This is a genomic window from Microbacterium sp. Y355, from assembly GCF_059445345.1.
The window spans coordinates 2,874,185-2,898,567 of record NZ_JCAIUD010000001.1; the positions used below are offsets into that span (position 1 = coordinate 2,874,185).

General features: G+C 64.9%; 25 protein-coding genes. 15 read left to right on the forward strand and 10 right to left on the reverse strand.

The genetic code is table 11. The features are described 5' to 3' along the window. Nucleotides 1-2: 2 nt before the first annotated feature. On the reverse strand, nucleotides 3-911 hold the full coding sequence (locus tag AC1C2O_RS13885) for a LysR family transcriptional regulator (RefSeq protein ID WP_495431028.1): 909 nt from the start codon (nucleotides 909-911) through the stop codon (nucleotides 3-5). Nucleotides 912-1,058: 147 nt separating this feature from the next. Between AC1C2O_RS13885 and AC1C2O_RS13890 the strand changes: the two genes are divergently transcribed. The 9 genes from AC1C2O_RS13890 to AC1C2O_RS13930 all read left to right on the forward strand — a co-directional run bounded on the left by AC1C2O_RS13890 (nucleotide 1,059) and on the right by AC1C2O_RS13930 (nucleotide 9,973). Further along, nucleotides 1,059-2,090: an amidohydrolase family protein gene (locus AC1C2O_RS13890; protein ID WP_495431029.1), complete on the forward strand. Its 1,032-nt coding sequence runs from the start codon at nucleotides 1,059-1,061 to the stop codon at nucleotides 2,088-2,090. A gap of 10 nt (nucleotides 2,091-2,100) precedes the next feature. After that, entirely contained in the window at nucleotides 2,101-2,793 is a 693-nt protein-coding gene (gene ligK / locus AC1C2O_RS13895) for a 4-carboxy-4-hydroxy-2-oxoadipate aldolase/oxaloacetate decarboxylase (protein WP_495431030.1), read from the forward strand. Continuing rightward, entirely contained in the window at nucleotides 2,793-3,758 is a 966-nt protein-coding gene (locus AC1C2O_RS13900; protein WP_495431031.1) for an amidohydrolase family protein, read from the forward strand. The genes ligK and AC1C2O_RS13900 overlap by 1 nt, the downstream gene beginning before the upstream one ends. Nucleotides 3,759-3,760: 2 nt before the next feature. Next, nucleotides 3,761-5,062, forward strand: coding sequence for a protocatechuate 4,5-dioxygenase subunit alpha/beta (locus tag AC1C2O_RS13905; protein ID WP_495431032.1), 1,302 nt, complete (start codon nucleotides 3,761-3,763; stop codon nucleotides 5,060-5,062). 20 nt (nucleotides 5,063-5,082) lie between these two features. Next, nucleotides 5,083-6,036, forward strand: coding sequence for a Gfo/Idh/MocA family oxidoreductase (locus AC1C2O_RS13910; protein ID WP_495431033.1), 954 nt, complete (start codon nucleotides 5,083-5,085; stop codon nucleotides 6,034-6,036). Next, on the forward strand, nucleotides 6,036-7,007 hold the full coding sequence (locus tag AC1C2O_RS13915) for an aldo/keto reductase (RefSeq protein WP_495431741.1): 972 nt from the start codon (nucleotides 6,036-6,038) through the stop codon (nucleotides 7,005-7,007). The genes AC1C2O_RS13910 and AC1C2O_RS13915 overlap by 1 nt, the downstream gene beginning before the upstream one ends. Further along, nucleotides 7,004-7,702 (forward strand): substrate-binding domain-containing protein, encoded by a 699-nt coding sequence (locus tag AC1C2O_RS13920; protein WP_495431034.1) that lies wholly within the window; start codon nucleotides 7,004-7,006, stop codon nucleotides 7,700-7,702. Before AC1C2O_RS13915 ends, AC1C2O_RS13920 begins: the two co-directional genes overlap by 4 nt. Nucleotides 7,703-7,975: 273 nt before the next feature. Beyond that, a complete protein-coding gene (locus AC1C2O_RS13925) occupies nucleotides 7,976-9,145 on the forward strand; it encodes a thiolase family protein (RefSeq protein ID WP_495431035.1) in 1,170 nt (389 codons plus the stop codon). Between the two features lie 9 nt (nucleotides 9,146-9,154). Then, complete coding sequence (locus AC1C2O_RS13930; protein ID WP_495431036.1) at nucleotides 9,155-9,973, forward strand: IclR family transcriptional regulator domain-containing protein; 819 nt, start codon at nucleotides 9,155-9,157, stop codon at nucleotides 9,971-9,973. Nucleotides 9,974-10,109: 136 nt separating this feature from the next. On the opposite strand, the gene AC1C2O_RS13935 is transcribed toward AC1C2O_RS13930, so the two are convergent. From AC1C2O_RS13935 to AC1C2O_RS13960, 6 genes are all read right to left on the reverse strand, one after another. Continuing rightward, nucleotides 10,110-11,300: an MFS transporter gene (locus AC1C2O_RS13935; protein WP_495431037.1), complete on the reverse strand. Its 1,191-nt coding sequence runs from the start codon at nucleotides 11,298-11,300 to the stop codon at nucleotides 10,110-10,112. A gap of 100 nt (nucleotides 11,301-11,400) precedes the next feature. Then, nucleotides 11,401-12,234: an ABC transporter ATP-binding protein gene (locus AC1C2O_RS13940; RefSeq protein WP_495431038.1), complete on the reverse strand. Its 834-nt coding sequence runs from the start codon at nucleotides 12,232-12,234 to the stop codon at nucleotides 11,401-11,403. Further along, nucleotides 12,224-12,997, reverse strand: a complete 774-nt coding sequence (locus AC1C2O_RS13945) for an ABC transporter permease (protein ID WP_495431039.1) — start codon at nucleotides 12,995-12,997, stop codon at nucleotides 12,224-12,226. The genes AC1C2O_RS13940 and AC1C2O_RS13945 overlap by 11 nt, the downstream gene beginning before the upstream one ends. Further along, nucleotides 12,994-13,821 (reverse strand): ABC transporter permease, encoded by an 828-nt coding sequence (locus AC1C2O_RS13950; RefSeq protein ID WP_495431040.1) that lies wholly within the window; start codon nucleotides 13,819-13,821, stop codon nucleotides 12,994-12,996. The genes AC1C2O_RS13945 and AC1C2O_RS13950 overlap by 4 nt, the downstream gene beginning before the upstream one ends. Next, a complete protein-coding gene (locus AC1C2O_RS13955; protein WP_495431041.1) occupies nucleotides 13,818-14,792 on the reverse strand; it encodes an ABC transporter substrate-binding protein in 975 nt (324 codons plus the stop codon). Before AC1C2O_RS13955 ends, AC1C2O_RS13950 begins: the two co-directional genes overlap by 4 nt. A 128-nt stretch (nucleotides 14,793-14,920) precedes the next feature. After that, nucleotides 14,921-15,568 (reverse strand): GntR family transcriptional regulator, encoded by a 648-nt coding sequence (locus AC1C2O_RS13960; RefSeq protein ID WP_495431042.1) that lies wholly within the window; start codon nucleotides 15,566-15,568, stop codon nucleotides 14,921-14,923. A gap of 375 nt (nucleotides 15,569-15,943) precedes the next feature. On the opposite strand from AC1C2O_RS13960, the gene AC1C2O_RS13965 reads away from it, so the two are divergent. From AC1C2O_RS13965 to AC1C2O_RS13985, 5 genes are read left to right on the forward strand one after another with little or no spacing between them, the layout of a single operon-like run. Continuing rightward, nucleotides 15,944-16,939, forward strand: coding sequence for an ABC transporter substrate-binding protein (locus AC1C2O_RS13965; RefSeq protein WP_495431043.1), 996 nt, complete (start codon nucleotides 15,944-15,946; stop codon nucleotides 16,937-16,939). A gap of 2 nt (nucleotides 16,940-16,941) precedes the next feature. Beyond that, nucleotides 16,942-17,739 (forward strand): ABC transporter permease, encoded by a 798-nt coding sequence (locus AC1C2O_RS13970; protein WP_495431044.1) that lies wholly within the window; start codon nucleotides 16,942-16,944, stop codon nucleotides 17,737-17,739. After that, nucleotides 17,736-18,560, forward strand: a complete 825-nt coding sequence (locus tag AC1C2O_RS13975) for an ABC transporter permease (RefSeq protein WP_495431045.1) — start codon at nucleotides 17,736-17,738, stop codon at nucleotides 18,558-18,560. The genes AC1C2O_RS13970 and AC1C2O_RS13975 overlap by 4 nt, the downstream gene beginning before the upstream one ends. After that, the gene (locus AC1C2O_RS13980; protein WP_495431046.1) at nucleotides 18,553-19,353 is read left to right on the forward strand and encodes an ABC transporter ATP-binding protein; all 801 of its coding nucleotides are present in this window, start codon (nucleotides 18,553-18,555) and stop codon (nucleotides 19,351-19,353) included. Before AC1C2O_RS13975 ends, AC1C2O_RS13980 begins: the two co-directional genes overlap by 8 nt. Beyond that, nucleotides 19,350-20,159: a PaaX family transcriptional regulator gene (locus tag AC1C2O_RS13985; RefSeq protein ID WP_495431047.1), complete on the forward strand. Its 810-nt coding sequence runs from the start codon at nucleotides 19,350-19,352 to the stop codon at nucleotides 20,157-20,159. The genes AC1C2O_RS13980 and AC1C2O_RS13985 overlap by 4 nt, the downstream gene beginning before the upstream one ends. Here AC1C2O_RS13985 and AC1C2O_RS13990 read toward each other — a convergent pair. Further along, nucleotides 20,102-21,478 carry an MFS transporter gene (locus AC1C2O_RS13990; RefSeq protein ID WP_495431048.1) on the reverse strand — a complete coding sequence of 459 codons (1,377 nt, stop codon included), beginning with the start codon at nucleotides 21,476-21,478 and terminating at the stop codon, nucleotides 20,102-20,104. The genes AC1C2O_RS13985 and AC1C2O_RS13990 overlap by 58 nt on opposite strands. Nucleotides 21,479-21,634: 156 nt before the next feature. Here AC1C2O_RS13990 and AC1C2O_RS13995 point away from each other — a divergent pair, with 156 nt between their 5' ends. Beyond that, the gene (locus tag AC1C2O_RS13995; protein WP_495431049.1) at nucleotides 21,635-22,396 is read left to right on the forward strand and encodes an IclR family transcriptional regulator; all 762 of its coding nucleotides are present in this window, start codon (nucleotides 21,635-21,637) and stop codon (nucleotides 22,394-22,396) included. Between the two features lie 19 nt (nucleotides 22,397-22,415). On the opposite strand, the gene AC1C2O_RS14000 is transcribed toward AC1C2O_RS13995, so the two are convergent. After that, nucleotides 22,416-23,069 (reverse strand): response regulator, encoded by a 654-nt coding sequence (locus AC1C2O_RS14000; protein ID WP_495431050.1) that lies wholly within the window; start codon nucleotides 23,067-23,069, stop codon nucleotides 22,416-22,418. After that, nucleotides 23,066-24,355 carry a sensor histidine kinase gene (locus AC1C2O_RS14005; RefSeq protein ID WP_495431742.1) on the reverse strand — a complete coding sequence of 430 codons (1,290 nt, stop codon included), beginning with the start codon at nucleotides 24,353-24,355 and terminating at the stop codon, nucleotides 23,066-23,068. The genes AC1C2O_RS14000 and AC1C2O_RS14005 overlap by 4 nt, the downstream gene beginning before the upstream one ends. Between the last annotated feature and the right edge of the window lie 28 nt (nucleotides 24,356-24,383).

The window sequence follows — 24,383 nt, forward strand, 5'->3', positions numbered from 1 at the left end:
GGTCATTCCTGCCGGTACTCATCGGTCGTCACGGCATCGCGCACCACGGAGCGGAACCATTTCTGGGCCGGTGACAGGCTCGCCTCACGCCGCGTGTACAGGGACACCGGCGTGCTGTGTCCTGGCCACGGCAGCTCCGCGATCTGCAGGCCGGGGAACCATCCGCTGAAGACTTCTGCGACGTGCCGGGGCAGGAGCACCACCAGGTCGGTGGCTTCCAGTACCGCGGGCACGGTGGCGTACTCCTCCACGGTCAACGCCACCTGTGACATCAGGCCATGCTCGGTCAGCGCCTGGAGCGGGAAAACATGCCCGCCACGGGCGGAGACCCGAATGAAGTGACGTCCGGTGAACATCTCCGGTATCGGTGCAGGCAGCGGATGTGCGCCAGACGAAAGCGCCACATACTCGACGCTGCGCACGCGCGTGCGCCACAGGCGGGGCGTACCGAGCAACGACACGGTCATCGCGAGGTCGATGCTCCCTCGGATCAGCCCGTCCTCGACCTGATCGGCATCCAACCTCTCCACCTGCAGGTGCGGTCTGGATGCCTCGCGTGCCAGAGCGACCATGATCGGCGGGAGGAAGGTCTGTTCACCGATTGAGGTCAGCCCGAGCGTGAGTACTCCACTGAAGTTCGACGGTTCGAAGGCATCCGGATCACTCACGGTCGAATCGATCTGCGCCAGCGCTTCATGCAGCGGAGCGAAAAGCTGCGTTGCTCGCGCAGTAGGCACCATGTCATGCCCCTCGCGGCGGAACAGGTCGTCATCGAAACGCTCGCGGAGCCGCTTCAGGGTGTAGCTGACGGTCGGCTGCGTGACGTGAAGTCGGTCGGCCGTCGCCGTGACGCTCCGCAGCTCGTAGAGCACGACGAAGGTCCGAAGTTGGTTCAGATCAACGAGTGACATCTATCGATCCCATCTATGGGTGGCGCGGATTAAATCTATTGGATCATATGTCCAGGGCGGCCTAAAGTCGTGGGTAGCAGCACCCGCGCAGCTTTCGGCATTAGCGGCTTCCGCATGCACCCTCTCGAGTGACAAGGACGACACGCGTTGATCATCGACATTCACGGCCATTACACCACCGCCCCCGCGCAGCTGGGGGCCTGGCGTGATCTGCAGATCGCCTTTACCGAGGGCAACGGTGGGGCGCCTGACTCTTCTGCACTGCGGATCAGTGACGACGATATCCGCGAGACCATCGAGGCTAATCAGCTCAAGCTCATGAATGAGCGCGGCAGCGACGTGACGGTCTTCAGCCCCCGCGCCTCGTTCATGGCCCACCACATCGGCGACCTCGAGGTCAGCAAGACCTGGGCACGCATCTGCAACGACCTCGTCGCCCGAGTGAGCTCCCTGTACCCCGACCGCTTCCTGATGGGCGCGATGCTCCCGCAGTCGCCCGGCGCGGACCCCGCGACCACGATCGACGAGCTGACCCGCGCCGTCGAAGAGCTCGGCGCGGTCACCGTCAACCTCAACCCCGATCCCTCCGGCGGGAAGTGGAGCGCCCCGGCGCTCACCGACCGCTCCTGGTACCCGATCTACGAGAAGCTCGTCGAGTACGAGATCCCGGCAATGGTGCACGTCAGCACCACGTGCCGCCCAGATGTGTTCCACACCACTGGCGACCACTACCTCGGCGCCGATACCACTGCGTTCATGCAGCTACTCAAGGGCGATCTGTTCAAGGACTTCCCCGACCTCAAGCTCGTTATCCCGCACGGTGGCGGTGCAGTTCCCTATCACTGGGGGCGCTTCCGCGGTCTCGCGATGGCACTGGGTAAGCCTGAGTTGGAAGAGCACCTGCTGGGCAACGTCTACTTCGATACCTGCGTGTACCACCAGCCCGGGATTGACCTGCTGACCGATGTCGTCCCCACCGAAAACATCCTGTTCGCCAGCGAGATGATTGGCGCCGTCCGCGACATCGACCCTCGCACCGGCAACTACTTCGATGACACCAAGAAGTACGTCGATGCCACTCCGAATCTGTCCGACTCCCAGCGCGCGCAGGTGTTCGAGGGAAACGCCCGTCGTGTCTACCCGCGCCTCGACCGCGCGCTGACCGCCCGCGGGCTGTGAAAGGAAAACCATGCGCCTGAACAACCTCGGCCTCGTCCGTACGAACATTGAGCGTCCCGATCCCGAAGACGTGGCTCGCCTCTCGCAGTTCGGCGTCGCCACGATCCATGAAGCGATGGGTCGCGTCGGTCTGATGCGTCCCTACATCCGTCCTGTCTGGAACGGCGCGAAGCTGTGCGGACCCGCCGTTACGGTCCTGCTGCAGCCAGGCGACAACTGGATGTTCCACGTCGCCGCCGAGCAGGTGCAGGAGGGTGATGTCATCGTCGCCGGCTGCACCACCGAGAGCGAAGACGGCTTCTTCGGCGACCTGCTCGCCACCTCCCTCACCGCGCGCGGATGCAAGGGCCTCGTCATCGACGGCGGCGTACGCGACGTCGCCGACCTCGAGAAGATGGGCTTCCCGGTGTTCTCGCGTGCCATCAACTCCAAGGGCACAGTCAAGGCCACTCTCGGCTCGGTGAATGTGCCCGTTGTGGCAGCGAACGCGCTCGTCAATCCCGGTGACGTGGTCGTCGCCGATGTCGATGGCGTTGTCGTCGTGCCGCGCGAACTGGTTGGGGCAGTGGCGGATGCCAGCCAGAAACGCGAGGACAACGAAGAAGCCAAGCGCCAGAAGTTCCGCGAGGGAGTCCTCGGACTCGACATCTACGGCATGCGTGAGCCCCTGGCCGCGGCCGGCCTGGAATACGTGGAGGACTGATGACACACGGCGACACCACAGGCGGCTTTGAGAAGTCACCGGGCTGGCTGGACTGGTACGACGGTCCCAGCACGCCGAAGTTCACTCTGCCCGAGGGTGCCGTCGACGCGCACTGCCACGTCTTCGGACCCGGCGAGCAGTTCCCCTACGCACCCGAGCGCAAATACACCCCGTGTGATGCCTCGGCAGAGCAGCTGTTCGCTCTACGTGATCACCTCGGTTTCGATCGCAACGTCATCGTGCAGGCCACCTGCCATGGCGCTGACAACTCTGCCCTTGTGGACGCGCTGCAGCGCAGCGAAGGCCGCGCACGCGGTGTCGCGACTGTGCGCCGCGACGTGACCGATGAGCAGCTCGCCGAGTTGCATGAGGCTGGCGTCCGCGGTGTGCGTTTCAACTTCGTCAAGCGTCTCGTCGATCGGGTCCCCACCGACTCGCTTGAGGAGATCGTCTCGAAGATCACCCCTCTCGGATGGCACGTCGTCATCTACTTCGAGGCCGAGGATCTTCCCGAGCTGTACGACTTCTTCTCCGGCATCCAAGCCGATCTCGTCGTCGATCACATGGGTCGGCCCGACGTCACCAAAGACCCGAACGGCCCTGAGTTCGAGCTGTTCCTGCGGTTCATGCGAGAGAACCTCAATGTATGGACCAAGGTCTCGTGCCCCGAGCGCTTGAGCGTCACTGGTCCGCGCGCGCTGCCTGAAGAGCTCACAGATGGCGAGCAGCACGCGTATACCGACGTCGTGCCGTTCGCCCGTCGCGTGGTCGAAGAGTTCCCTGACCGCGTGCTGTGGGGCACCGACTGGCCCCACCCCAACCTCAAAGACCACATGCCGGATGACGGACTGTTGGTCGACTACATCCCCCAGATCGCGACGACGCCCGAACTGCAGCAGAAACTGCTGGTCGACAACCCGCGTCGTCTTTACTGGCCGGAATCTCTCACGATTGAAGGAGAATGACCATGGCACTCGACAAGCCCTACAAGGACATTCCAGGCACGACCATCTACGACGCCGAGCAGGCGCGTAAGGGTTTTCATCTGAACCAGTTTGCGATGTCGCTGATGAAGCCAGAGAACCGACAGCGTTTCCTCGCCGACCAGGCAGCGTACCTCGACGAATGGCCGCTCAACGCACGGCAGCGCCAGGCCGTGCTCGACATGGACATGAACACCATGATCGACGAGGGCGGCAACATCTACTTCCTGGCCAAGATCGGCGCCACGCACGGGATGAGCTTCCAGCAGATGGCCGGTTCCATGACCGGCATGTCGGAAGCCGCCTACCGCGACATGATGATCGGCGGTGGGCGCCGCCCCGAGGGTAACCGCCTCAAGGATCTCGACGGTTGGACCCCTCCTGAGCCCGGCGAGAAAGCCGACACCTTCCGCCCGAACGCTCCGGCAAAGTACACCTCGGCGCTGTTCACCTCGCACGTGCCGGCGATCGGTGCCGCGATGGACCTCGGCAAGACAGAGGAGCCGTACTGGAAGAAGGTCTTCGACGGCTACCAGTGGACGCGCAAGTGGGTCAAGGAGAGCCGGCCTGACGTCGTCATCCTGGTCTACAACGACCACGCCACCGCGTTTGACGCCTCGATCATCCCCACCTTCGTGCTCGGCACTGGGGCTGAGTATCCTGTCGCCGACGAGGGCTACGGTCCCCGCCCGGTGCCCGGTGTCAAGGGCTACCCCGAGCTGGCGGCGCACATCGCGCAGTCGGTGATCCAGGATGACTTCGACCTCACTCTCGTCAACGAGATGGTCGTAGATCACGGCCTCACCGTGCCGCTCTCGCTCGTGTTCGGCGACGTCGAGGAGTGGCCGGTCAAGGTCATCCCGCTTGCCGTCAACGTCGTGCAGTATCCGGTGCCGTCTGGCCGTCGTTGCTACGAGCTCGGGCGTGCGCTTCGCCGTGCCCTCGACAAGTGGGACGGCGAAGAGCTCAACGTGCAGATCTGGGGCACCGGTGGCATGAGCCACCAGCTCCAGGGGCCGCGCGCCGGTCTCATCAACGAGGAGTGGGACAACGCGTTCCTCGACCACCTCATCGCCGATCCGCTGGGGCTCACCGAGTGGCACCACATGGAGTACGTTGACGAGGCTGGGTCCGAAGGCATCGAGCTCGTCGACTGGCTCATCGCACGCGGAGCGATGGATGATCAGTTCGGTGGCGATGCTCCTGAGCTGAACCACCGGTTCTACCATGTGCCCGCGTCGAACACCGCGGTCGGACACATGGTGCTGACCAACCCGTCCGCCTGACGCACCCTGAGGAGACACCCATGAGCGACAAGATCCGCGTTGCCGTCGTCGGCGCCACCGGCGCCTTCGGTATGAAGCACCTCGACGGACTGGCGAACATCGACGACGCCGAGGTGACGGTCGTCAGTGGCACCCGGCAGGAGAAGACGCAGGCCGTCGCCGACCAGTACGGCGTACAGACTGCCGTTGTCGGCCTTGATGCTGTGCTCGAGCGCGACGACGTCGATGCGGTCATCCTCGCGACGCCGACCGGCATGCACGCCTCGCAGACACAGGCGGTGCTCGCTGCGGGCAAGCACGTGCAGGTGGAGATTCCTCTCGCCGATTCGCTTGCGGATGCCGAGGCGACACTTGCGGTGGCCGAGGCATCCGATCGGATCGCCATGGTTGGGCACACACGTCGGTTCAACCCCTCGCACCAGCTCGTGCACGACAGGATCATTGCGGGTGAGTTCAACGTGCAGCAGATGGACGTGCAGACGTACTTCTTTCGGCGCACGAACACCAACGCCAAGGGCGAGGCGCGCTCGTGGACCGACCACCTGCTGTGGCATCACGCCGCACACACGGTCGATCTGTTCGCCTACCAGGCGGGCAAGATCGTGCAGGCGAACGCGATTCAGGGGCCGATCAACCCGGAGCTCGGTATCGCGATGGACATGTCGATCCAGCTGAAGAGCGAATCGGGTGCGATCTGCACGCTGTCGCTTTCGTTCAACAACGACGGACCGTTCGGCACGTTCTTCCGCTACATCGGTGACACCGATACGTACATCGCCCGCTATGACGACCTGTTCAACGGTCGCGAGGAGCCGATTGATGTGTCGAAGGTCGCCGTCAGCATGAACGGCATCGAGCTGCAGGACCGCGAGTTCATCAGCGCGATCCGCGAGGGCCGCGAGCCGAATTCGTCGCTTCGTCAGGTCATCGATTGCTACCGCGTGCTCGGTCAGCTGGAGGAGCAACTCGCGTGATGCTTCCCCGCATGGGATTGGGCTGCATGTCGTTGAGCCATGCCTACGGCATCCCACCGTCCGCGGAAGAGGGCCTCGCCGTGCTGCGCGCAGCACTCGACAGTGGCGTGACCCACCTCGACACCGCAACGCTTTACGGTGGTGGCCGCAACGAAGAGCTCGTCGGTCGCGCTCTGCGTGGGCGGCGGGACGAGGTCGTGCTGGCCAGCAAGGGCGGCATGGCTCAAGTGGATGGTGTAAAGGTCATCGACGGGCGTCCGTCGACATTGCGCGCCCAGGTGGATGCCTCGCTCGCAAGGCTGGGCGTCGAGCACATCGACCTTTATTACCTGCACCGGTGGGACAAGTCCGTGCCGATAGGTGAGAGTGTCGGTGCGCTCGCTTCGCTCGTCGAGGCGGGGAAGATCGGTGCGATCGGGCTCAGCGAGGTGTCGGTGGACCGACTGCGCGAAGCGCAGAAGGTCGCGCCGATTGCGGCCGTGCAGAACGAATACTCGCTGTGGAGCCGCAACCCGGAACTCGGGATGCTTGAGGCGACCCGTTCCTCTGGAGTCGCGCTGGTGGCGTTCTCGCCGGTGGCGCGCGGGTTCCTCAGCGACAGCGTCGGCGATCCCGCCGAGCTCGCCGAGAAGGACATCCGTCGGGCGATGCCGCGCTTTCAGCCGGAGAACTGGACGGCGAATGCCGCGCTGCTGCCTGCCTGGCGTGCGCTCGCCGCAGAGGCTGGATGCACGCCGGCGCAGCTGGCGCTTGTGTGGCTGCTCTCTCGCGGCGACCACGTCGTGCCGATTCCTGGGACCACGAGGATCGATCATTTGCGCGAGGACCTCGCTGCTGTGTCGCTGAGGGTGGACGCCGCACTGCTGACGCGTGCCGGCGAGCTGATCGACACTGCGACCGTCTCCGGCCCCCGCTACGCTCCGGGGCCGGCCGCCGACGTCGATACCGAGAACTTCGACGAGTCCGCATGAGGGCCATCTCCTCGATGGCGACTCGCCACGTGCTCTCCGAGCTCGCCGCTGCCGCGGTATCGGCCGGGCTGCCTGGGGTGGAGATCGAATCGGTCGGCGGAGTAGATGCCGCAAAGCGTGTGGCCGCGGGTGAGTCGTTCGATCTGGTGTTCCTCGCATCCGACGCTCTGGATCGGCTTGCCGCGGACGGGCATGTGGATGCTGCGTCCATCGCGCCTCTCGTGCTGTCGCAGGTGGCTGTGGCCGTGGCATCCGGCACCTCCGAACCTGCGGTGCGCCCCGAGGGTGCAGCTTTCGCGGATGCCTCCGGCGTGCGCGAAGCGCTGCGCGCCGCGAATCGGATTGGGTACTCGACCGGCCCCAGTGGCACGGCGCTCGTGAAGATGATCGAGGAGTGGGGGCTGGCGGAGAAACTGGGCGAGCGGCTCGTTCAGGCTCGTCCGGGCATCCCCGTGGCCAAGTCATTGGCCGACGGCGAGGTGGACCTTGGCTTCCAGCAACTCAGCGAGCTCGTCGGTCAGCCCGGTGTGCGCATCCTTGGCGTGATGCCGGGTGATTGTGCGATTGACACCGTGTTCGCGGGAGCGGTGGCGACTGCGTCGGACGACAAGGCCCTCGCTGGCGAGGTACTCAGATTCTTTGCTTCGGATGCGACGGCGCCCATAAAGACGGCGCACAACTTCGGCGCCCCCTGATTTAGGACGGCACCCCACCCACCCGTCTATATGGCGCAAAACCACGGTTCGACGCGGGGGAAGTGTCGGATAGCGCCGCATAGCGGAGTGGGGGCTCAGCGTCGGCTACTGCGAACGCCATGACCCCGACGTTCGTTGCGCTATTCTGGACGCATAGCGAACGATGGTTCGCAAAGCGAACACTTCTCGAAGAGGCGCAGTGATCGACAAGACCGTGACGGATGCCGCAACCGCTGTCGCCTCGGTTGCCGAACTGGCCCGACTGGAGCTTTCATGACTGCCACCTACATCTACGACGCCGTGCGCACCCCGTTCGGGCGGGCCGGCGGTGCGCTCGCCGGCGTCCGTCCCGATGATCTTGCCGCCGTCGTGATGCGTGCCGCTGTTGAGCGCACTGGGGTGGATCCGGCGCGAATCGCGGACGTCATCTTTGGCGATGCGAATCAGGCGGGCGAGGACAACCGCAACCTCGCGCGAATGGGTGCACTACTCGCGGGGCTTCCCACCTCGGTGACCGGCGTGACGGTGAACCGCCTGTGTGCATCCAGCGTCGAGGCCGTCATCCAGGGTGCGCGGGCCATTGAATCGGGGGATGCCGAGATCATTCTCGCCGGCGGGGTCGAGTCGATGAGCCGGGCGCCGTACGTCGTGGAGAAGTCCGCAAAGCCGTTCCCCGCGACCGGAAACCAGACCATGTGGAACACCGCGATCGGCTGGCGGATGACGAACAGAGCGCTGCCGACGCACTGGACCATCTCCAACGGAGAGGCCGCGGAGAAGGCCGCCCGCGTCGCCGGTGTCAGCCGTGAGGAGCAGGACGAGTTCGCGGTGCGATCGCACGAACTCGCCGCGAAAGCATGGGCCGACGGCCTCTATGACGGCGAGATCGTGCAGGTGCCTGGGGCCGAACTCGCGCGTGACGAGGGCATCCGCGACGGTTCGATGATCGAGAAGCTGGCCGGATTGCGTCCGCTTTTCGCGGCAGACGGCACGGTGACTGCGGGGAACTCCTCGTCGATCAATGACGGCGCGTCCGCGGTGCTGCTTGGTGCTGAGGGAGTCCTGCCCGGGGAGCCGCTGGCGCGCATTACCGGTCGCGCCGCGCACGGCGTCGACCCGGATGACTTCCCGATCGCGCCGATCGAGGCCGCGAACAAGGCGCTCGCCCGCGCCGGACGCAGCTGGGCTGACGTCGACTTCGTGGAGTTGAACGAGGCATTCGCATCGCAGTCGCTCGCGTGCCTGCGCGGGTGGCCTGACCTGGATCCCGCTCGATTGAATGTGCATGGTGGTGCTCTCGCGATCGGCCATCCGCTCGGTGCATCAGGCGGGCGCATCATCGGCCACGCTGCACACGAGCTGCGCCGTCGCGGTGGCGGGGTTGCCGTCGTCGCGATCTGCATCGGAGTCGGGCAGGGGCTCGCCGTCGTGCTGGAACGCTAGGGTTTCGATGTGACTGAATCGGATGCTGCACCTGCAGAAGTGGCGTCGAGTGCCAGTTCTGCGCCTTCGGCTGATTTCGTGCAGTCGCTCGCGCGTGGGCTGGCGGTCATTCGCACGTTCGACGGCGAACCGGCCGGATTGTCGCTAGCGGAGGTTGCCCGCCGCGCGGATATTCCGCGGGCCGCTGCCCGACGATTCCTGCGCACGCTCGAGCAGCTCGGCTATGTGCGAGCGACAACGGATGCCCGATTTTGGCTGACGCCACGCGTGCTCGAACTCGGCTACGGCTACCTTTCGTCGCTGTCGCTGCCAGAGATCGTGCAGCCGCACCTTGATGCTCTCTCGCACGAGATTGGCGAATCGGTCTCGGTGGCAGTGCTCGATGGTAGCGAGATCGTTTATGTCGCGCGTGCCGCGGCGCGCCGCGTCATGAGCGTTCGGATCACGATCGGCACGCGCCTGCCGGCCTTCGCGACGAGCATGGGTCGGGTGCTGCTGGCGGCGCTTCCGGCATCCGATGTCAACGCCGTGCTGTGCCAGGACGAGCTCGTCGCGTACACGGCACTCACGCGCGTTGATCCGGCAGAACTCACCGAGGTGCTCGATGGTGTGCGCGGTCAGGGTTGGGCCATGGTCGACGGCGAGCTGGAAGTGGGACTGCGCTCGATCGCCGTGCCGCTGCGTGGACGCTCGGGAGTGACAGCAGCGTTGAACGTCTCAACAAGCACCGCGCGCGGGCGCGCAGACGACGTGCGGGCCGAGTTGCTGCCGGAACTGCAGCGCGCCGCCGGGCGTATCGAGGAAGAGCTTCGCGCAGCGCGGGCCTGAACTTAAACTCAGCCCGGCATCCTCGTCGATGGGGGAAGCTTTTCCTGGCTTCCACCGGCGGCGGCGAAGCCGGGAATTCCTTCCCGCAACGAGCAGGACGAGCGTCAAGGAGGGGTTAACTTGCCGTCGCGGCGGCTCAGCGGCCCAGCACGAACCGGTCCCGCGCCGCGAATACCCCGATCACGCCCTGCGCCACCATCGTCACCAGAAGAATGGTCAGCGGCACGATCCAGCTGCCGGTTGCAGCGTGCACGGCTCCGAAGAGAACAGGGCCGATCGCGGCGATGGCGTAGCCGACCGACTGCGACATGCCTGACAGCGCGGATGAGGTGCTGTGGTCGCGTGCGCGCTGCGCCATCAGCGTCAGTGAGACCCCGAGCGATGCGCCGGAGAACAAGCCGAGCGGGACGACCCAGATTCCGATCGCTCCTGGCCAGATCATGAGACCCGCAATCCCGGCGATGCCCAGAAGCGGGAGCAGAGCCGGTGTGATCCGCGCGCCGCGTCCGCGCATGACGAGCGCCACCGTGAGGGCGCCCACCAGCGAGAACACCTGATAGAACATGACGTCGATGCCCGCGATTGCGGCGCTGCGGCCGGTAGAGATCGACACCGAAGCAAGCCAGGTGACCAGCACGTAGAAGCTCGTCGACTGCACACCCATGTAGCCGGCGACTTGCCACGCAACCGGGTCGCGCCAGATTCCGATGCGCGGTGCGCGCCCGAGCGAGGGTGTACGCACCTCCCGTCGGCTCACTAGCCACCAGGCGATCAGAGCGAAGGGCAGCACCGCGCCGCCGGTGATGAGCAGCGCCATCCGCCATCCGGCCCCGATATCGTTGCCGCTGAGCTCCGCCAGCGGAACGGCCAGACCGGATGCCACGGCACCCGCTCCGCCCAGGAGAGCCGAGTACACGCCCATCATCAGTGGCACGCGCAGCGGGAAGTCCCGCTTGATCACCGCCGGCATCAGCACGTTTGCGATCGCCAGCGCGACGCCGATCAAGCCAGTGCCCACCCACAGCCAGACCGTCGATCCTGGGATCGAGCGGACGATCGTGCCCACTGCGAGCAGCCCGAGAGCGGCGAGCACTGCGCGACCCAACCCCAGACGCCGGCCGAAGCCATGCGCAAACGGCGATACCACTGCCCACGTGATCAGCACGATCGTCGACAGCGCGCCCAGAAGTGCGAGCGGGATGCCAGTGTCCGCAGACATCCGGTCGATCAGCGGACCAACAGCCGAGATCGCCGGCCGCATCATCACGGCGACAAGGCATAGCGCGACGATCGCGGCAGCGATCGACCTGCGCGCGGACTTATTCATCTCAGGGCCTTTCACGCACGGTTCCCGTCGCAATTCGTGTGGTTAAAAAGCCCGGATGGGCGCACGAACTGCGACGGGAACGGTAGGGGTGGGGCGGAGCTCAGGCGGACTTGGGCTGCTCGGTGCCGCCGGAGTTCGTTTTGGCCCGCTGGATCTCACCGTAGATGTGGCGGCGCAGTTCGACGAATCGTGGATCGGAGCGTGTCGTCAGCTGATCGCGCTCGTCGGGCAGATCGATCGTCACGTCGTCCTGCACGACGGTCGGACGGTTCGACAGCACGATCACGCGCTGGCCGAGGTAGACCGATTCGTCGATGTCGTGCGTGACAAACAGCACGGTGACGCCGAGCTCCTTCCAGATCTTGCGGACAAGATCCTCAAGATCGGCGCGGGTCTGCGCGTCGACAGCCGCGAATGGTTCGTCCATCAGCAGGATCTGCGGGCGGTATGCCACAGCGCGCGCGATCGCGACGCGTTGCTGCATGCCGCCGGACAGCTGCCACGGGTACTTGTCCGCGGCATCTGAAAGACCGACCGCATCGAGTGCCTCGCTCGTGCGCTGCTGACGCTCGGCCTTCGCGATACCGGCGCTCTTCAGCGGCAGTTCGACGTTGGCCTGCACGCTCATCCACGGGTACAGGCTGCGCCCGTACTCCTGGAACACAACCGCCATGGTCTTCGGCGGGCCGGTGATGGTCTTGCCCTCGATCTCGAGTCGACCCGCAGTCGGAGGCAGAAGACCGGCGATGCATTTCAGCAGCGTCGTCTTTCCCGCGCCGGACGGGCCGACAATGCAGACCAGCTGCCCCTGAGGGATGCTGAACGTCAGATCGCGGATCGCTTCGACGCTCTCGCCGCCCGGCGTCGGTGCCGGGTAGACCTTGCGCAGGCCCTCGACGAGCAGGACGGGTGTGGTGGTGTTTTCAGGACTCACGTTGGACTTCTCTCAATCCGTGGTACCAGCGGAGGATGTAGCGCTCGGTGTAACGGAACAGCACCGCAAGACCGAGACCGATCAGGCCCAGCAGCAGGATGCCGCTCCACATCTCCGGAATGGCGAAGTTGCGCTGGAATTGGACGATGGTGAAACCGAGACCGGCAGCGGTGTACCAGAGCTCGGAGATCACCATCAGGATGAGGGCGATCGACAGGCACTGGCGCACTCCCGCCAAGATCTGCGGCGCCGCTGCGGGAAGGATCAGATATCGCAGGCGCGCCATGCGACCCAGTCCGTAGCTGTGAGCCGTGTCGCGCTGCACCTCATCGGTGGCGCGGACGCCTTCGACGGTGTTCAGCAGCACGGGCCAGAGCGATCCGAAGATGATCACGAACACCTGCATCCGCCAATTGACGCCGATGATGATCATCAGCAATGGCAGCAGCACAGGCGGCGGGATCGCCCGGAAGAACTCCAATAGTGGCTCAAGCAGCTGCCGTAGCGGCTTGAACGATCCGATCAGCAGGCCGAGACCGACACCGATGATGATCGAGCCGGCGATCCCAATGAACAGGCGACCGATGCTCGGCAGCACGTCCTTGGTGAAGCGGTCGCCGAACCAGGTCTCGAAGAACGTCGTGATCAGTTCGCCCGGCGTCGGCACGAAGAAGCTGGGGTTGATGATCGTGGAGATCCACCACAGCAGCACCAAGACGATCGGCAGTGCGAGCAGGAAGAAAACAGACTTGAAGAACTTCATCCGAGTGCCTCCGTCCGCACTGAGGTGTGCCACGCGAGCACGCGTCGTTCGACGAAGCGAACGACGAGGTTGATCGCGACACCGATGAGACCCGTCGCGAGGATCAGGGCGTACATGCCAGTGATGTCTCCGCCTTCGCGAGTCTCTGCGATCTGCTTACCCAGCCCCGGCGTTCCGATGATGAGCTCGGCGGTGATCGCGAGGATCAGGGCGACCGCGGCGGCCAGGCGGATGCCGGTCATGAGGTACGGCAGTGCCGTGGGCCACGTGACATGGCGGATGCGCTGGAATCGGCTGAGGCCGTAGCTTCGCGCGGTGGCATCCGCAACAGGGTCAACATCCTTCGCGCCGTAGATGACCTGCAGCAGGACCTGCCAGAACGCCGCGTAGACGATGAGCAGCAGGCCGGCTTGGATCTTCGTGCCGAACAGCAGCACCGCGAGCGGGATCAACGCCACCGACGGAACGGGGCGGAGGAACTCGATCGTCGAGTGCGTCAGCCGCTCGAGGAACCGGCTTGATCCGATGAGGAATCCGATGACGGTCGCAGCGACTACGGAGATGAGCAGGCCCAGCGACCAGCTGAGCATGGTGGAGCCGACGTCGCGCCAGAAGGCCATGTCGACGACGTACTCGCCGAAGCGGATGAGTACCTCGCTGGCCGGTGGCACGAATCGGGAGTCGACCAGCCCCAGCCGAGAGACCGCTTCCCAGAGGCCCAAGAAGCCGACCACTCCGACGATGCCCAGCAGCGCGCCACTCCCGGAGGAGGTGCGGCGACGCAGCCGCCGCACCTCACTCAGGGTGTTGATGACTGCTGTCACGGCAGCAGGTTGTCGAAGTCCGGCTCAGCCGACAGAACGCCGTATTCCTGAGCTGCCGCAGCGAGCTTCTCGATCGACGCGCGATCCATCTCGGTGGGGAACTTCGGCAGGGTGATCTCAGCGAGGACGGCCGGGTCGGTCTTCGTGTACGTGGCCATGATCTCGCGCACGGCGTCCGGGTTGGCATCGGCGAATTCCAGCGACTTCGTCATCGCGGTCTGGAACTTCTCCAGCAGGGCGGGGTCGACGTCGTTGAGCGCGAAGTACGCGGCGATGTCGAGCTTCGGGTCGAAGTCGGCGTAGGCGTAGGTGACCACGTTCAGACCCGCATTGATGGCGCTGGTCACGAAGGGCTCGACGACGAACGCGGCGTCAACCTGGTCGTTTTCGACTGCGGCGATCGCGTCGGGGAAAGGCACCTCGACAAAGCTGATCGTCGATGAATCTGCGCCGGCCTCGTCAACCACCGAGCGAACCGCGGTGTCATTGATGTTGCCGACGCTGTTGCTCGAGACGGTCTTGCCAGCGAGGTCGGCGGGCGAGGAGATGCCCGAGTCGGCCTTGGTGATCACCGCGCCCATGTCCTTCGTGGTGTCGCCGGTGGTGGCGACCGCGGAACTGACCATCTTGAGGTCCAGGCCCTGGTCTGCGGCGACCATGAGCGACAGTGTGTTGCTGAAGCCGAACTGGTAATCGCCAGAGACAACGGCTGGCACGATGGCGGCGCCGCCGGTTGCGGTCTCGATCGTGAGGTCGAGGCCTTCCTCTTCGAAGAAGCCCTGATCGTCTCCGAGGTAGATCGCAGCGGTGTCGGCGATCGGGATGACGCCGACCTTGACTGGGATCAGATCAGCGGAGCCGCCGTCGCCTGAATCGCCGGAGCCGCCGCTTGCGGGGGCATCCGAGTCGGTGCATCCGGTCAAAACCAGAGCGGTGATCGCCGCAAGGGCGAAAAAGCCTGCCTTTTTCATGTCACTCCGTCGTGTCAAAGGTGTTGTATTCGAGTGGATGCTGTTCCACTCGATGTCCTGAACGTACGCAGATCCAATGGCGTTGTCAATATTGTCGACGAGATTGATAACAATCTGATGGAGCGACGTCAGCGCGTGGCAGCAGCTGCCTCTGCGAACTCGCTCAGCGTGGCGATGACGCTCCCGACATGGATCCCCATCGCGGCTCTTGCTGCCTCGGCATTTCGCGTGCACACGCCGTCGATGATCGCGAGGTGCTCTGGCAACGATTTGCTCGGGCGTCCCGGAACCAGGAAGAGCTGGAACTGGTGCCGCACCATTTGCCCGTTCAGCTGCTCGAGTATGCGGCTGGCGGTCTCGTGCTGCGCGATATCGCGCAGGGTCGCGTGCAACGTCGAGTTGAGTTCGGAATAGCGGACGAGCTCGTTCTGATCGACTGCCGCCTGCATGTCGACGCCGACCTGCCGGAGGAATGCGATCTGCTCGTCGGTGACATTCTCGGCCGCGCGGGCGGCGACCAGACTCTCAACGGCCTGGCGGATCTCAGTGATCTCGACGGCCTCTTCGACGGTGATCTCGCGCACGCGCGCCCCGCGGTTCGGCTGCAGCTCAACCAACCCCTCGGCGGCAAGCTGGATCAGCGCGTTGCGCAGAGTGAAGCGACTGGCCTCATATTCCTGGGCCAAGTCGGCCTCGATCAGGCGCTGGCGCGGCGCGTATGATCCGCGCAGAATGGCATCGCGAAGTTGGGTGCGTACGTCGGAGTTATCGACCACCGGGTGCGTTCCTCTCGAGTGACGGGACTCCTCGATTGTGCACTACGGATGCCGTAGCGCGCTCTTCGCGCTTCTCACAGCGACCCCGTCGTCGTCAGCAAGATTGTTGACAATAATCGGGAGCATACAGGAGCCGCGTCAGCGAGGACAACACTGCGCGGCTCCCGAGATTCTCGGCATCCAGACGCCGGACACGGATTCCGCTGACACTGTCCGAGTTCAACAGTTTCGTGACGACCGTCACAAAGTTCTTGACAATGGATGCGGTCGGGGTCACGATTATCGAACCCGCACGATGAAGTGGCCGGTACGGCGCCCTAACGGGCCTTGCCGCAGTCGTCGTGATACCCGCGCACCATCACGAAAGGCCATTCGATGAAGAAGAGTCTTGCTGCCCTGGCGATTGCCGCAGCCACCGCATTGCTGCTGAGCGGATGCACGGATTCCGCTGCCCCTCCCTCCTCGTCCACCGAGCCCTCGCCCGGCGGAGACGACGGCGCCGGCGAGGTGCGCGAGATCCGCGTCGCCGCACTGCCGATCGCGGAGACCGGTGCGCTCTGGGGTGCCATCGACGCCGGGATCTTTGAGGAGCACGGTCTTGACGTCGAGGTCGTACCCGCACAGGGCGGCGCGCAGGCGATTCCTGCGCTGCTCAGCGGAGACATCCAATTCGCGATCGGCCAGCCTTTCGGTCCGTTCCGTGCCGACCTGGGAGATCTGGGTGTCACGGTGTTCAGCAACTACGCATCGAGTCTCGCAACTGGTGATGACGTGAACGCGGTGGTCGCTTCAGCCGACTCCGGGATCACGCGACCGGCCGATCTCGCAGGCAAACGCGTGTCGGTGAACAGCGTGGGTGCTGCCGGCGACGTGACGATCATGCAGGCCGTCGCCGATGACGGCGGTGACCCTTCCACGATTGAGTTCGTCGAAGTCGCCTTCCCGGATGCCGCGGCGCAGCTCGAGTCGGGCACAATCGACGCGGCCTGGGTGCCGGACCCGTTCATGTCACAGGTCATCGATGGCGGCGGGTCACTCGTGGTGTACCCCTACCAGGCGACGATCCCTGGGCTCTCGGTTCTCGTCAACTTCACGACGCAGGAGCTGATCGACTCCGACCCGGAGTTGGTGGCCGACTACGCGGCGGCGATGGCCGAGGCGCTGGACTGGGCGGCAGGCAACGAGGACGCTGTTCGCGCAGCGATCGTGACGCACATGGAGATTCCAGAGGCCGCCGCCGCTGGCATTGCCCTGCCGACGTTCACCGCTGAGCTGAACATCGCTGACTTGGAGTCGCTCGCATCGATCGCGGTCGACTTCGGCGTTTTGGATGCCGCACCCGATCTGGACCGACTGATCCAGCAGCAGTAGGTATGTCTGCATCCGTTCGTCTCAGAGCGACCGTGCGCAAGACGGTTCTAGGCATCCTGGGCATCGTCGGCTTCTTGGTTGTCTGGCAACTGATCCCGATGTTCGGCCTGATCAACCCGCAGGCGTTGCCGCTCGCGACTGACACGTTGGCGCGGCTCGGCACGGAGTTCCAGGATCTTGAGTTCTGGCGCAACGTCGGTCGGACGATGACCGGGTGGCTCATCGGGTTAGTGATCGCCTCTGCGCTGGCGGTCGCGCTCGGAACGCTGATCGGGCTTGTGCCGTTCCTGCGCCGCGCGACGCACAGCATGATCGAGTTCCTGCGACCGATTCCGTCGGTCGCGCTGATCCCGATCGCCGTCCTGTTGTACGGATTGCAGCTGTCGGCTGCACTCGTCATCATCATTTTCGCCACGTTCTGGCAGGTGTTCGTGCAGGTGCTGTATGGGGTCGCTGATGTCGACACGGTTGCACGTGACACCGCCCGCAGCTTCGGGCTGACGCGTCGGGAGCAGGTGATGAGTCTGGTGCTGCCGACGACGCTGCCCTACTTGATGACCGGGCTGCGGCTCGGGGCATCCGTGGCGCTGATCCTCGCGGTGACCGCCGAGATGACGATCGGAAACCCCGGCCTCGGGGTCATGATCAACACGGCGCGCAACGCCGGGGATTCGGTCGCGGTGTACGCGCTCGTCGTGGTGACCGGACTGCTCGGCCTCATCGTGAATCTGGGGTTCCGGCTCATCGAGCGCCGCGCACTGTCTTGGCATCAGTCTGTTCGAGGGGAGGAGGTCCTGTGACTCTTTACACCAGCACCCTGGTCACTCCTCGACCCCGCTCGTTCAGCTGGCGCCGCTTCGCCTCCGGTTTCGGATTTGCGCTCGGGCTGCCGTTCCTGCTCCTGGTCATCTGGGGAATCTGGTCAACGATCGCACCCGCGAAGTTCTTTCCAGGACCGGTGACCATATTCACGGCATTCGTGGATACCTGGGTCGGGCCGGCGTTCGTCACAGACGTGCTCCCTTCGCTTGGGCGGCTGGCACTCGCGATCGTCCTTTCGGTCGCCATCGGCGTCATGGCAGGCACGATGATCGGGCTGGTGCGGTGGCTGCGCGAGCTGCTCGAACCCCTGCTGGAGTTCTTCCGGGCGATCCCGCCGCCGGTGCTGATACCCGTCGTGATGCTGCTGATGGGGATCACCGACACGATGAAGATCGCGGTGATCGTCGCCGGTGCCGTCTGGCCGGTGCTTTTGAACACGATCGACGGCGTGCGCGCCACAGATCAGGTGATGACTGAGACGGCACGTTCCTTCGCCCTGACCCGGGCCGAGCGCATTCGCTACCTGGTCCTGCCAGCGGCCAGTCCGCGGATCATGGCCGGGGTTCGCCAGTCGATCTCGATTGCGCTGATCATGATGGTGATCTCGGAGATGTTCGGCTCGTCGTCGGGACTCGGCTACCTTGTCGTGTACTTCCAGCGGAACTACCTCATCGCCGAGATGTGGGCAGGAATCCTGCTTCTCGGACTCATCGGAGTGCTGCTGGCAGCCATCTTCGGATTCGTAGAACGACGGGTTCTGCGCTGGTATCACGGAATCAAGGAGGTGGAGCGTGCCTGACGCATTGCTTACGGTAGAACATCTGAGGAAGGTGTATGAGTCGTCCACCGGCACGGTCGAAGCGATCGGCGACATCAGCTTCACGATGGGAACCGGGGAACTGGTCTGCATCGTCGGGCCGTCCGGCTGCGGTAAAACGACGCTGTTGAAGTGCATCGCGGGTCTGTTGCAACCGACCTCGGGAACCGTCGTGCTCGATGGGAAGGCCGTAACAGAGCCGCCGCCGAACATGGCGCTTGTGTTCCAGGAATACGGGCGGAGTCTGTATCCATGGCTGACCGTGCGCGGAAATATCGAGCTTCCATTGAAACACCGCAAGCTCCCACGCGCCGAGCGTGATCGACTGATCGATGACGCCCTGACAGCCGTCGGCCTTGAGCATGCGGGAGGTAGCTACCCGTGGCAGCTCTCCGGTGGCATGCAGCAGCGTGTGGCGATCGCACGCGCCGTCGCCTACGAGCCGGAGGTGCTCATCATGGATGAGCCTTTCGCCGCCGTCGATGCGCAGACCAGGGCCGATCTCGAAGACCTGGTGCGAACCCTCCACCGCGACCGGGGGATGTCGATCCTCTTCGTCACCCATGACATCGATGAATCGGTGTACCTCGGTGAGCGTGTCATCGTGCTGTCAAAATCGCCGACGTGGGTGCAGGAAGACCTTCTGATCGACCTCGCGCCCGAGCGTGATCAGATTACGACTCGTGCACTCCCGCGCTTCACTGAGCTGCGAACGCACGTGTACACGCAGATCCAACGAGCGAAGCGTGGCGACGCGGTGCGTCCGGCCGCATGAGCGACGCAGTGGTACGGCCGCGCCCTCCGAAGCGGCTGCTTCTGGCGTTCCTCGGTGAGCACGTCGTCGACCGCGACTGCGGGCCGATCAGGGCGAGCGTGATGATTGACGTCCTCGCCGGCGTGGGTATCGCGGCACCCGCCACGCGGGCGACGTTGGATCGAATGGCGCGGCGGGGGCTTCTTGAGCGCCGCCGGAACGGGCGGGAGATCGCCTTCACCGTCACCGATACAGCGGCCGCTGTGATCCGCGAGGCCGGTGCGCGCGTTCATTCGCCCACGCCGTTTGCGCCGCAGGGGGAGGGGTGGACGCTCGTCACCTTTACGTTGCCGGAGCGCGAGCGTGCGCTGCGTCATCGGCTGCGAGCCACTCTGGGGTGGGAAGGATTCGCCCCCTTGCGCGACGGACTCTGGCTCGCGCCAGGCGGTGTCGATCTCGATGCGACGCTCGCCCCATTGCAGAGCGAACTTCCTGCCGGTGCGGTGACGGCGTTCCGTGCTCGCGAGGTGGAGGGTTTCGGATTGGCGACGCAGGTCGCCGATGCATGGAACGTTGCCGCGATCAGAGACGCACACGATGAGTTTCTCGCGGCATGGAGCATGCCGCTGTCCGACGGATCGGGCCTGTCCGCAAGCACTGCGCTGGTCTCCGACTGGCTCGCGCTGCTGCGGGCTGATCCACGACTGCCCGCGCGCTTCCTCGGGGAGGATTGGCCGGCCGGGGACTCAGCTCGGCTCTTCGCCACACGTTATCGGGAGCTGCGATCTGACGCGGAGAGTGAGTTCGCCGAGTCGCTGGGGCGCTGAACGCCGAGCTCGTTCAGCGGAGTCTTGTATGTCTCGCGTCCGCTTGCGATCGCGATCGCGGAGATGACGCACGCCACGGTCGTGTATGCGGCGGCGGGCCACCAGGCATCGCCATTGGCGCTCGAGATCGCCTGGATGATTACGGGCGAGAATCCGGTCAGCACGAGGCCCAGCTGCAGGCCCACCGCCATGCCGGTCACGCGGTAGCGCACATTGAACAACTCAGCGAAATACGACGGGTAGACAGCGTTGGTGGCCGCGAAGGCGAGCGAGATCGACAGCAGTACGCCGACGAAGATCAGCGGGACGTTGGCCTCACTGACTGCCCAGAAGAACAGCCAGACCGCGGCACCGCCGAACAGGTTGCCGCCGATGAGGACGGGCTTGCGTCCGATGCGGTCGCTGAGGCTCGCGAGCAGCGGCTGGGTCACCAGCGCGACGATGTAGCCGATGATGACCACCCAGAGCATGATGCCAGGATCGATTCCCACGATGTTCGTCGCGTAGGTCAGGCCGTAGACGGGGACAGTGGTGCTGATGACGAGCAGGAGTGCGGCGAAGATGACGCGCACGACGTCCCATGGCTGGTGACGCAGTACCTCGCCGAGCGGAATCTTGGCGGTCGTGCCCTGCTCTTTCTCGGTCACGAACGCTTCGGTGTCGCGGACTGTACGACGGATGAGGATGCCGACGATCAGGAGGAGGGCGCTGAACCAGAATGGGACGCGCCAGCCCCAGGCCACCAACTGCTCATCGGGCAGGGCGGCGACGCCGATGAAGGCGAGTGTTGCGAGCACATACCCGACCCAGATGCCGTTGATCGCCCACGAAGTGTAAAGCGCGCGGCGGTTGCCGGGGGCATGTTCCAACGTCAGCGAGGTTGCGCCGGCTAGCTCGCCTCCCACGGACAGTCCCTGGCATAGGCGCAGGAGGATGAGTAGCGTCGGCGCGAGGATGCCGGCCGTATCGTACGAGGGCAGGCAGCCGATCAGGAAGGTGGAGATGCCCATCACGAGCAGCGTGAGGATCATGATGTTGCGACGGCCGAACCGGTCGCCCAGGTGCCCGGCGAGGAAGCCGCCGAGCGGGCGTGCGAGATACGCGACGCCGTAGAGGCCCAGCGCGAAGAGGAGCCCGGTGGCCCCGGCATCCGGGAAGAAGACGCGTGCGAACACGAGGGCCGACGCGGATGCGTAGATGTACATGTCGTAGTACTCCAACGCCGAGCCGATGAATCCGGCCAGTGAGGAGCGCTTGCTCTGATTGCCCGGCGCACGCATGCTCGCCGTCTCGCTGAGAATTCCCGTCTTCTTCGACATGGTGTCCAGTCCTCTTATCGGGGTGTGCCTGTGGGTGTCTTCGTCGACGTCTGCACAGAACAGCATCGTTCGTTGGGGTCCGGAGTATTTTTCCGGTTGAGAAGCGATATTAGACGAGATCTTGCGCGTTACGCAATAGCAAGTAGAGTGAATTGCGTGATACGCAAAGATGCGCCCCGGGTCGAGTCTGTGCACCGAGCTCTCGTTCTGCTGAAACTCATTATCGAAGAGGGGTCGCTCGGTGTGACCGAGGCCGCAGCCGTGCTGGACGTGAACGCCTCGACTGCACAGCGACTGCTCGCGACGCTCATGCACGACGGTTTTGCGGCGCAAGGGCGCGATCGCCGCTACTCGGCCGGTCCGGCCCTGCACACTCCGGGTCTGGCCACGCGGATACCGCAGCTCACTGATCACCTGCGCCCCGCGCTCGAGGCGCTGTTCGAACGGTCTGGTGAGACCGTGCACCTCGCAGCACTCGTCGGCACGCGCGTCCTGCACCTGGACGGCATCGAGGCACGCACGCACACGCTGCGTTTCGGCCTGCGGGTCGGGGTCTGGCTCCCGGCTCATCTCACTGCTGGTGGAAAGGCGCTGCTCGCTGATCTGAGCGACGAAGAGGTCGAGTCAAGGTATGCACTGGCGACCGCTGGCGTTCGGACTCAGCGACCTCTTGTTGACCTGGTGTCGCTGCGTGCCCGATTGGACGAAGTGCGCGCATCGCGCATTGCTTGGAATGTGGACGAGAGCGAGCCGGGCATCGCCGCCATGTCAATCTCGGTCGGGGATTTCGGAGGACGGCGCGTGGCGATGAGCATCGCGCTGCCCAGCGCCAGATTCACCCCCGAACTGGGCGAGAAATGGTCGCGCGATCTCATCGACATCGCCGATGCTATCGCTGACGGCCGGGCCGCCCGCTGATACGACGCGAACCCCGCCCTCACGCCAGCCCGTGCTGATGCGCGAGGATTACTGCGTGAATGCGGTCTCGCGCCTCGAGCTTCATCAGCACACGCCCGACGTGCGTCTTAACGGTTGATTCACTGAGGAACAGGCTCTGTGCGATCTCCGCGTTCGTGAGACCGCGAGCGATTGCGAGGAACACATCGCGTTCACGCTCGGTGAGTGTCGCCGTCGGATCGGGCCCGTCGCTGGCGGGGGCCAGGTGTGGGCCGAGGTGCTCGAGCAACCTTCGGGTGACGCGCGGCGCGAGCGCCGCATCACCACGATGCACGGCCCGCACGGCCGAGATCAGCTCGTGCCGCTGCGCGTCTTTGAGGAGGAATCCACTCGCGCCCGCGCGGATCGCACCGAACGCGTACTCGTCGAGGTCGAACGTGGTCAGTACCAGCACACGGGAATCCGGCAGTGTCTGAACGATGGCTTCGGTCGCGGCGATCCCGTCGAGCCCCGGCATCCGGATGTCCATCAGCACAACGTCGGGCGTGAACTCCGTCGCCCGCCGGATGGCCTCTTCGCCGTCGCTCGCTTCGCCGACCACGACCATGTCGGATTCCGCTTCGAGCACCAGGCGGAAGCCGACACGGATGAGCTCCTGATCGTCGACGAGGAGTACACGGATGGGTTCAGTCACGGGGCATCCTCAATTGCAGGGGGAGGGGGAGAGTCGGATGCCGCAGGCAGCTCCGCGCGCAGCGTCCATCGGTCTTCGCCGTCCGGCCCCGAATGCAGCATCCCATCCACGTGGGCTGCGCGCTCACTCAGCCCGCGAAGCCCGAACCCAGTTGTACCGATGGGGCCCGAGGCGCCGTCGTTGTGGATCTCGACCACGATCGGGTCCGTCGAGTAGTCGATGCGAACCGTGATCTTCGATGCGCGCGCGGCATGCCGCATGGCGTTGGTGAGACCCTCTTGCACGATCCTGCCGATGGCAAAGCTCACCGCCGGCGTCGCGTTCGCCACTCCGGTGGTTGTCAGCGTGACCGGATACCCGGCATCCTGCGCGTTCGCGACAGTGACGTGTGGGGGCACAGGTGCGGACGGTGCAAGTGGTACGTCGGAGTCCGCATCGCGGAGGACGCCGAGCATCGATCGCATTTCGGTGAGGGCACCGCGCGCTGTCGCGGCGGCGGCGGTCGCGGCATGCCGAGCCCTGTCCTGGTCAGCGGTCGCAGCGGCGCCCTCAGAAAGAGCAACGATCACGGTGAGCGAATGGGAGACGATGTCGTGCATCTCGCGGGCGATGCGGGCTCGCTCGCTCGCCGCAGCCAGTTGCGCCTGCTGATCGCGTTCGGTGAGCAACTGCCGAGATCGATCGATCACCGCTTCGATATAGCGTTTTCGGCCGCCCACGTTGGCACCGATCAGCGTGCCGATGAGGGCGAGAGTGAGTTGGCCGAGGACGCCGTTCAGCGCAACCTGGAGTGTGATGGTTCCGGTGCGCTCGAGGATGACCGAGATCAGCGTCAGAGTCCCGATGCCGATCCCCAGCCCCATCCACGCGGCGCGCGTCGAGCGGTAGACGGCGAGCGTATAACTCGTGACGATGAGGAGTGGGCCGCCTGCCGGCTCGAGCATGAACAGATAGGCGATAGCCACCGCGTATCCGGCGACGAAGGCCACCACCGGCCATTGCCTGCGGCGCAACAGCAGCGCACAAGCTGCGACGACCAGGATCGCGATCGTGATGCTGGAGACCAGCGAGGGTGGATCGACGACGGTGAAACCGCCGCCTGGCGCTGGCTCATAGGTAGCGGAGAAAGTCGCCGGCGCAAGCGAGAGGAGCAGGCAGATGACGGCGATGACGACATCGGCAGCGATCGGATGCCGCGCCCAGAAACGACGGATGATGCCGGGCGGACGCGGCAGCCGCAGCTCGTCGTCCTCACGGACGGCGGCGCTGCGGCTGCGCGAATTCATCACGGCCTCGACTTTACGCGTCAGGTCT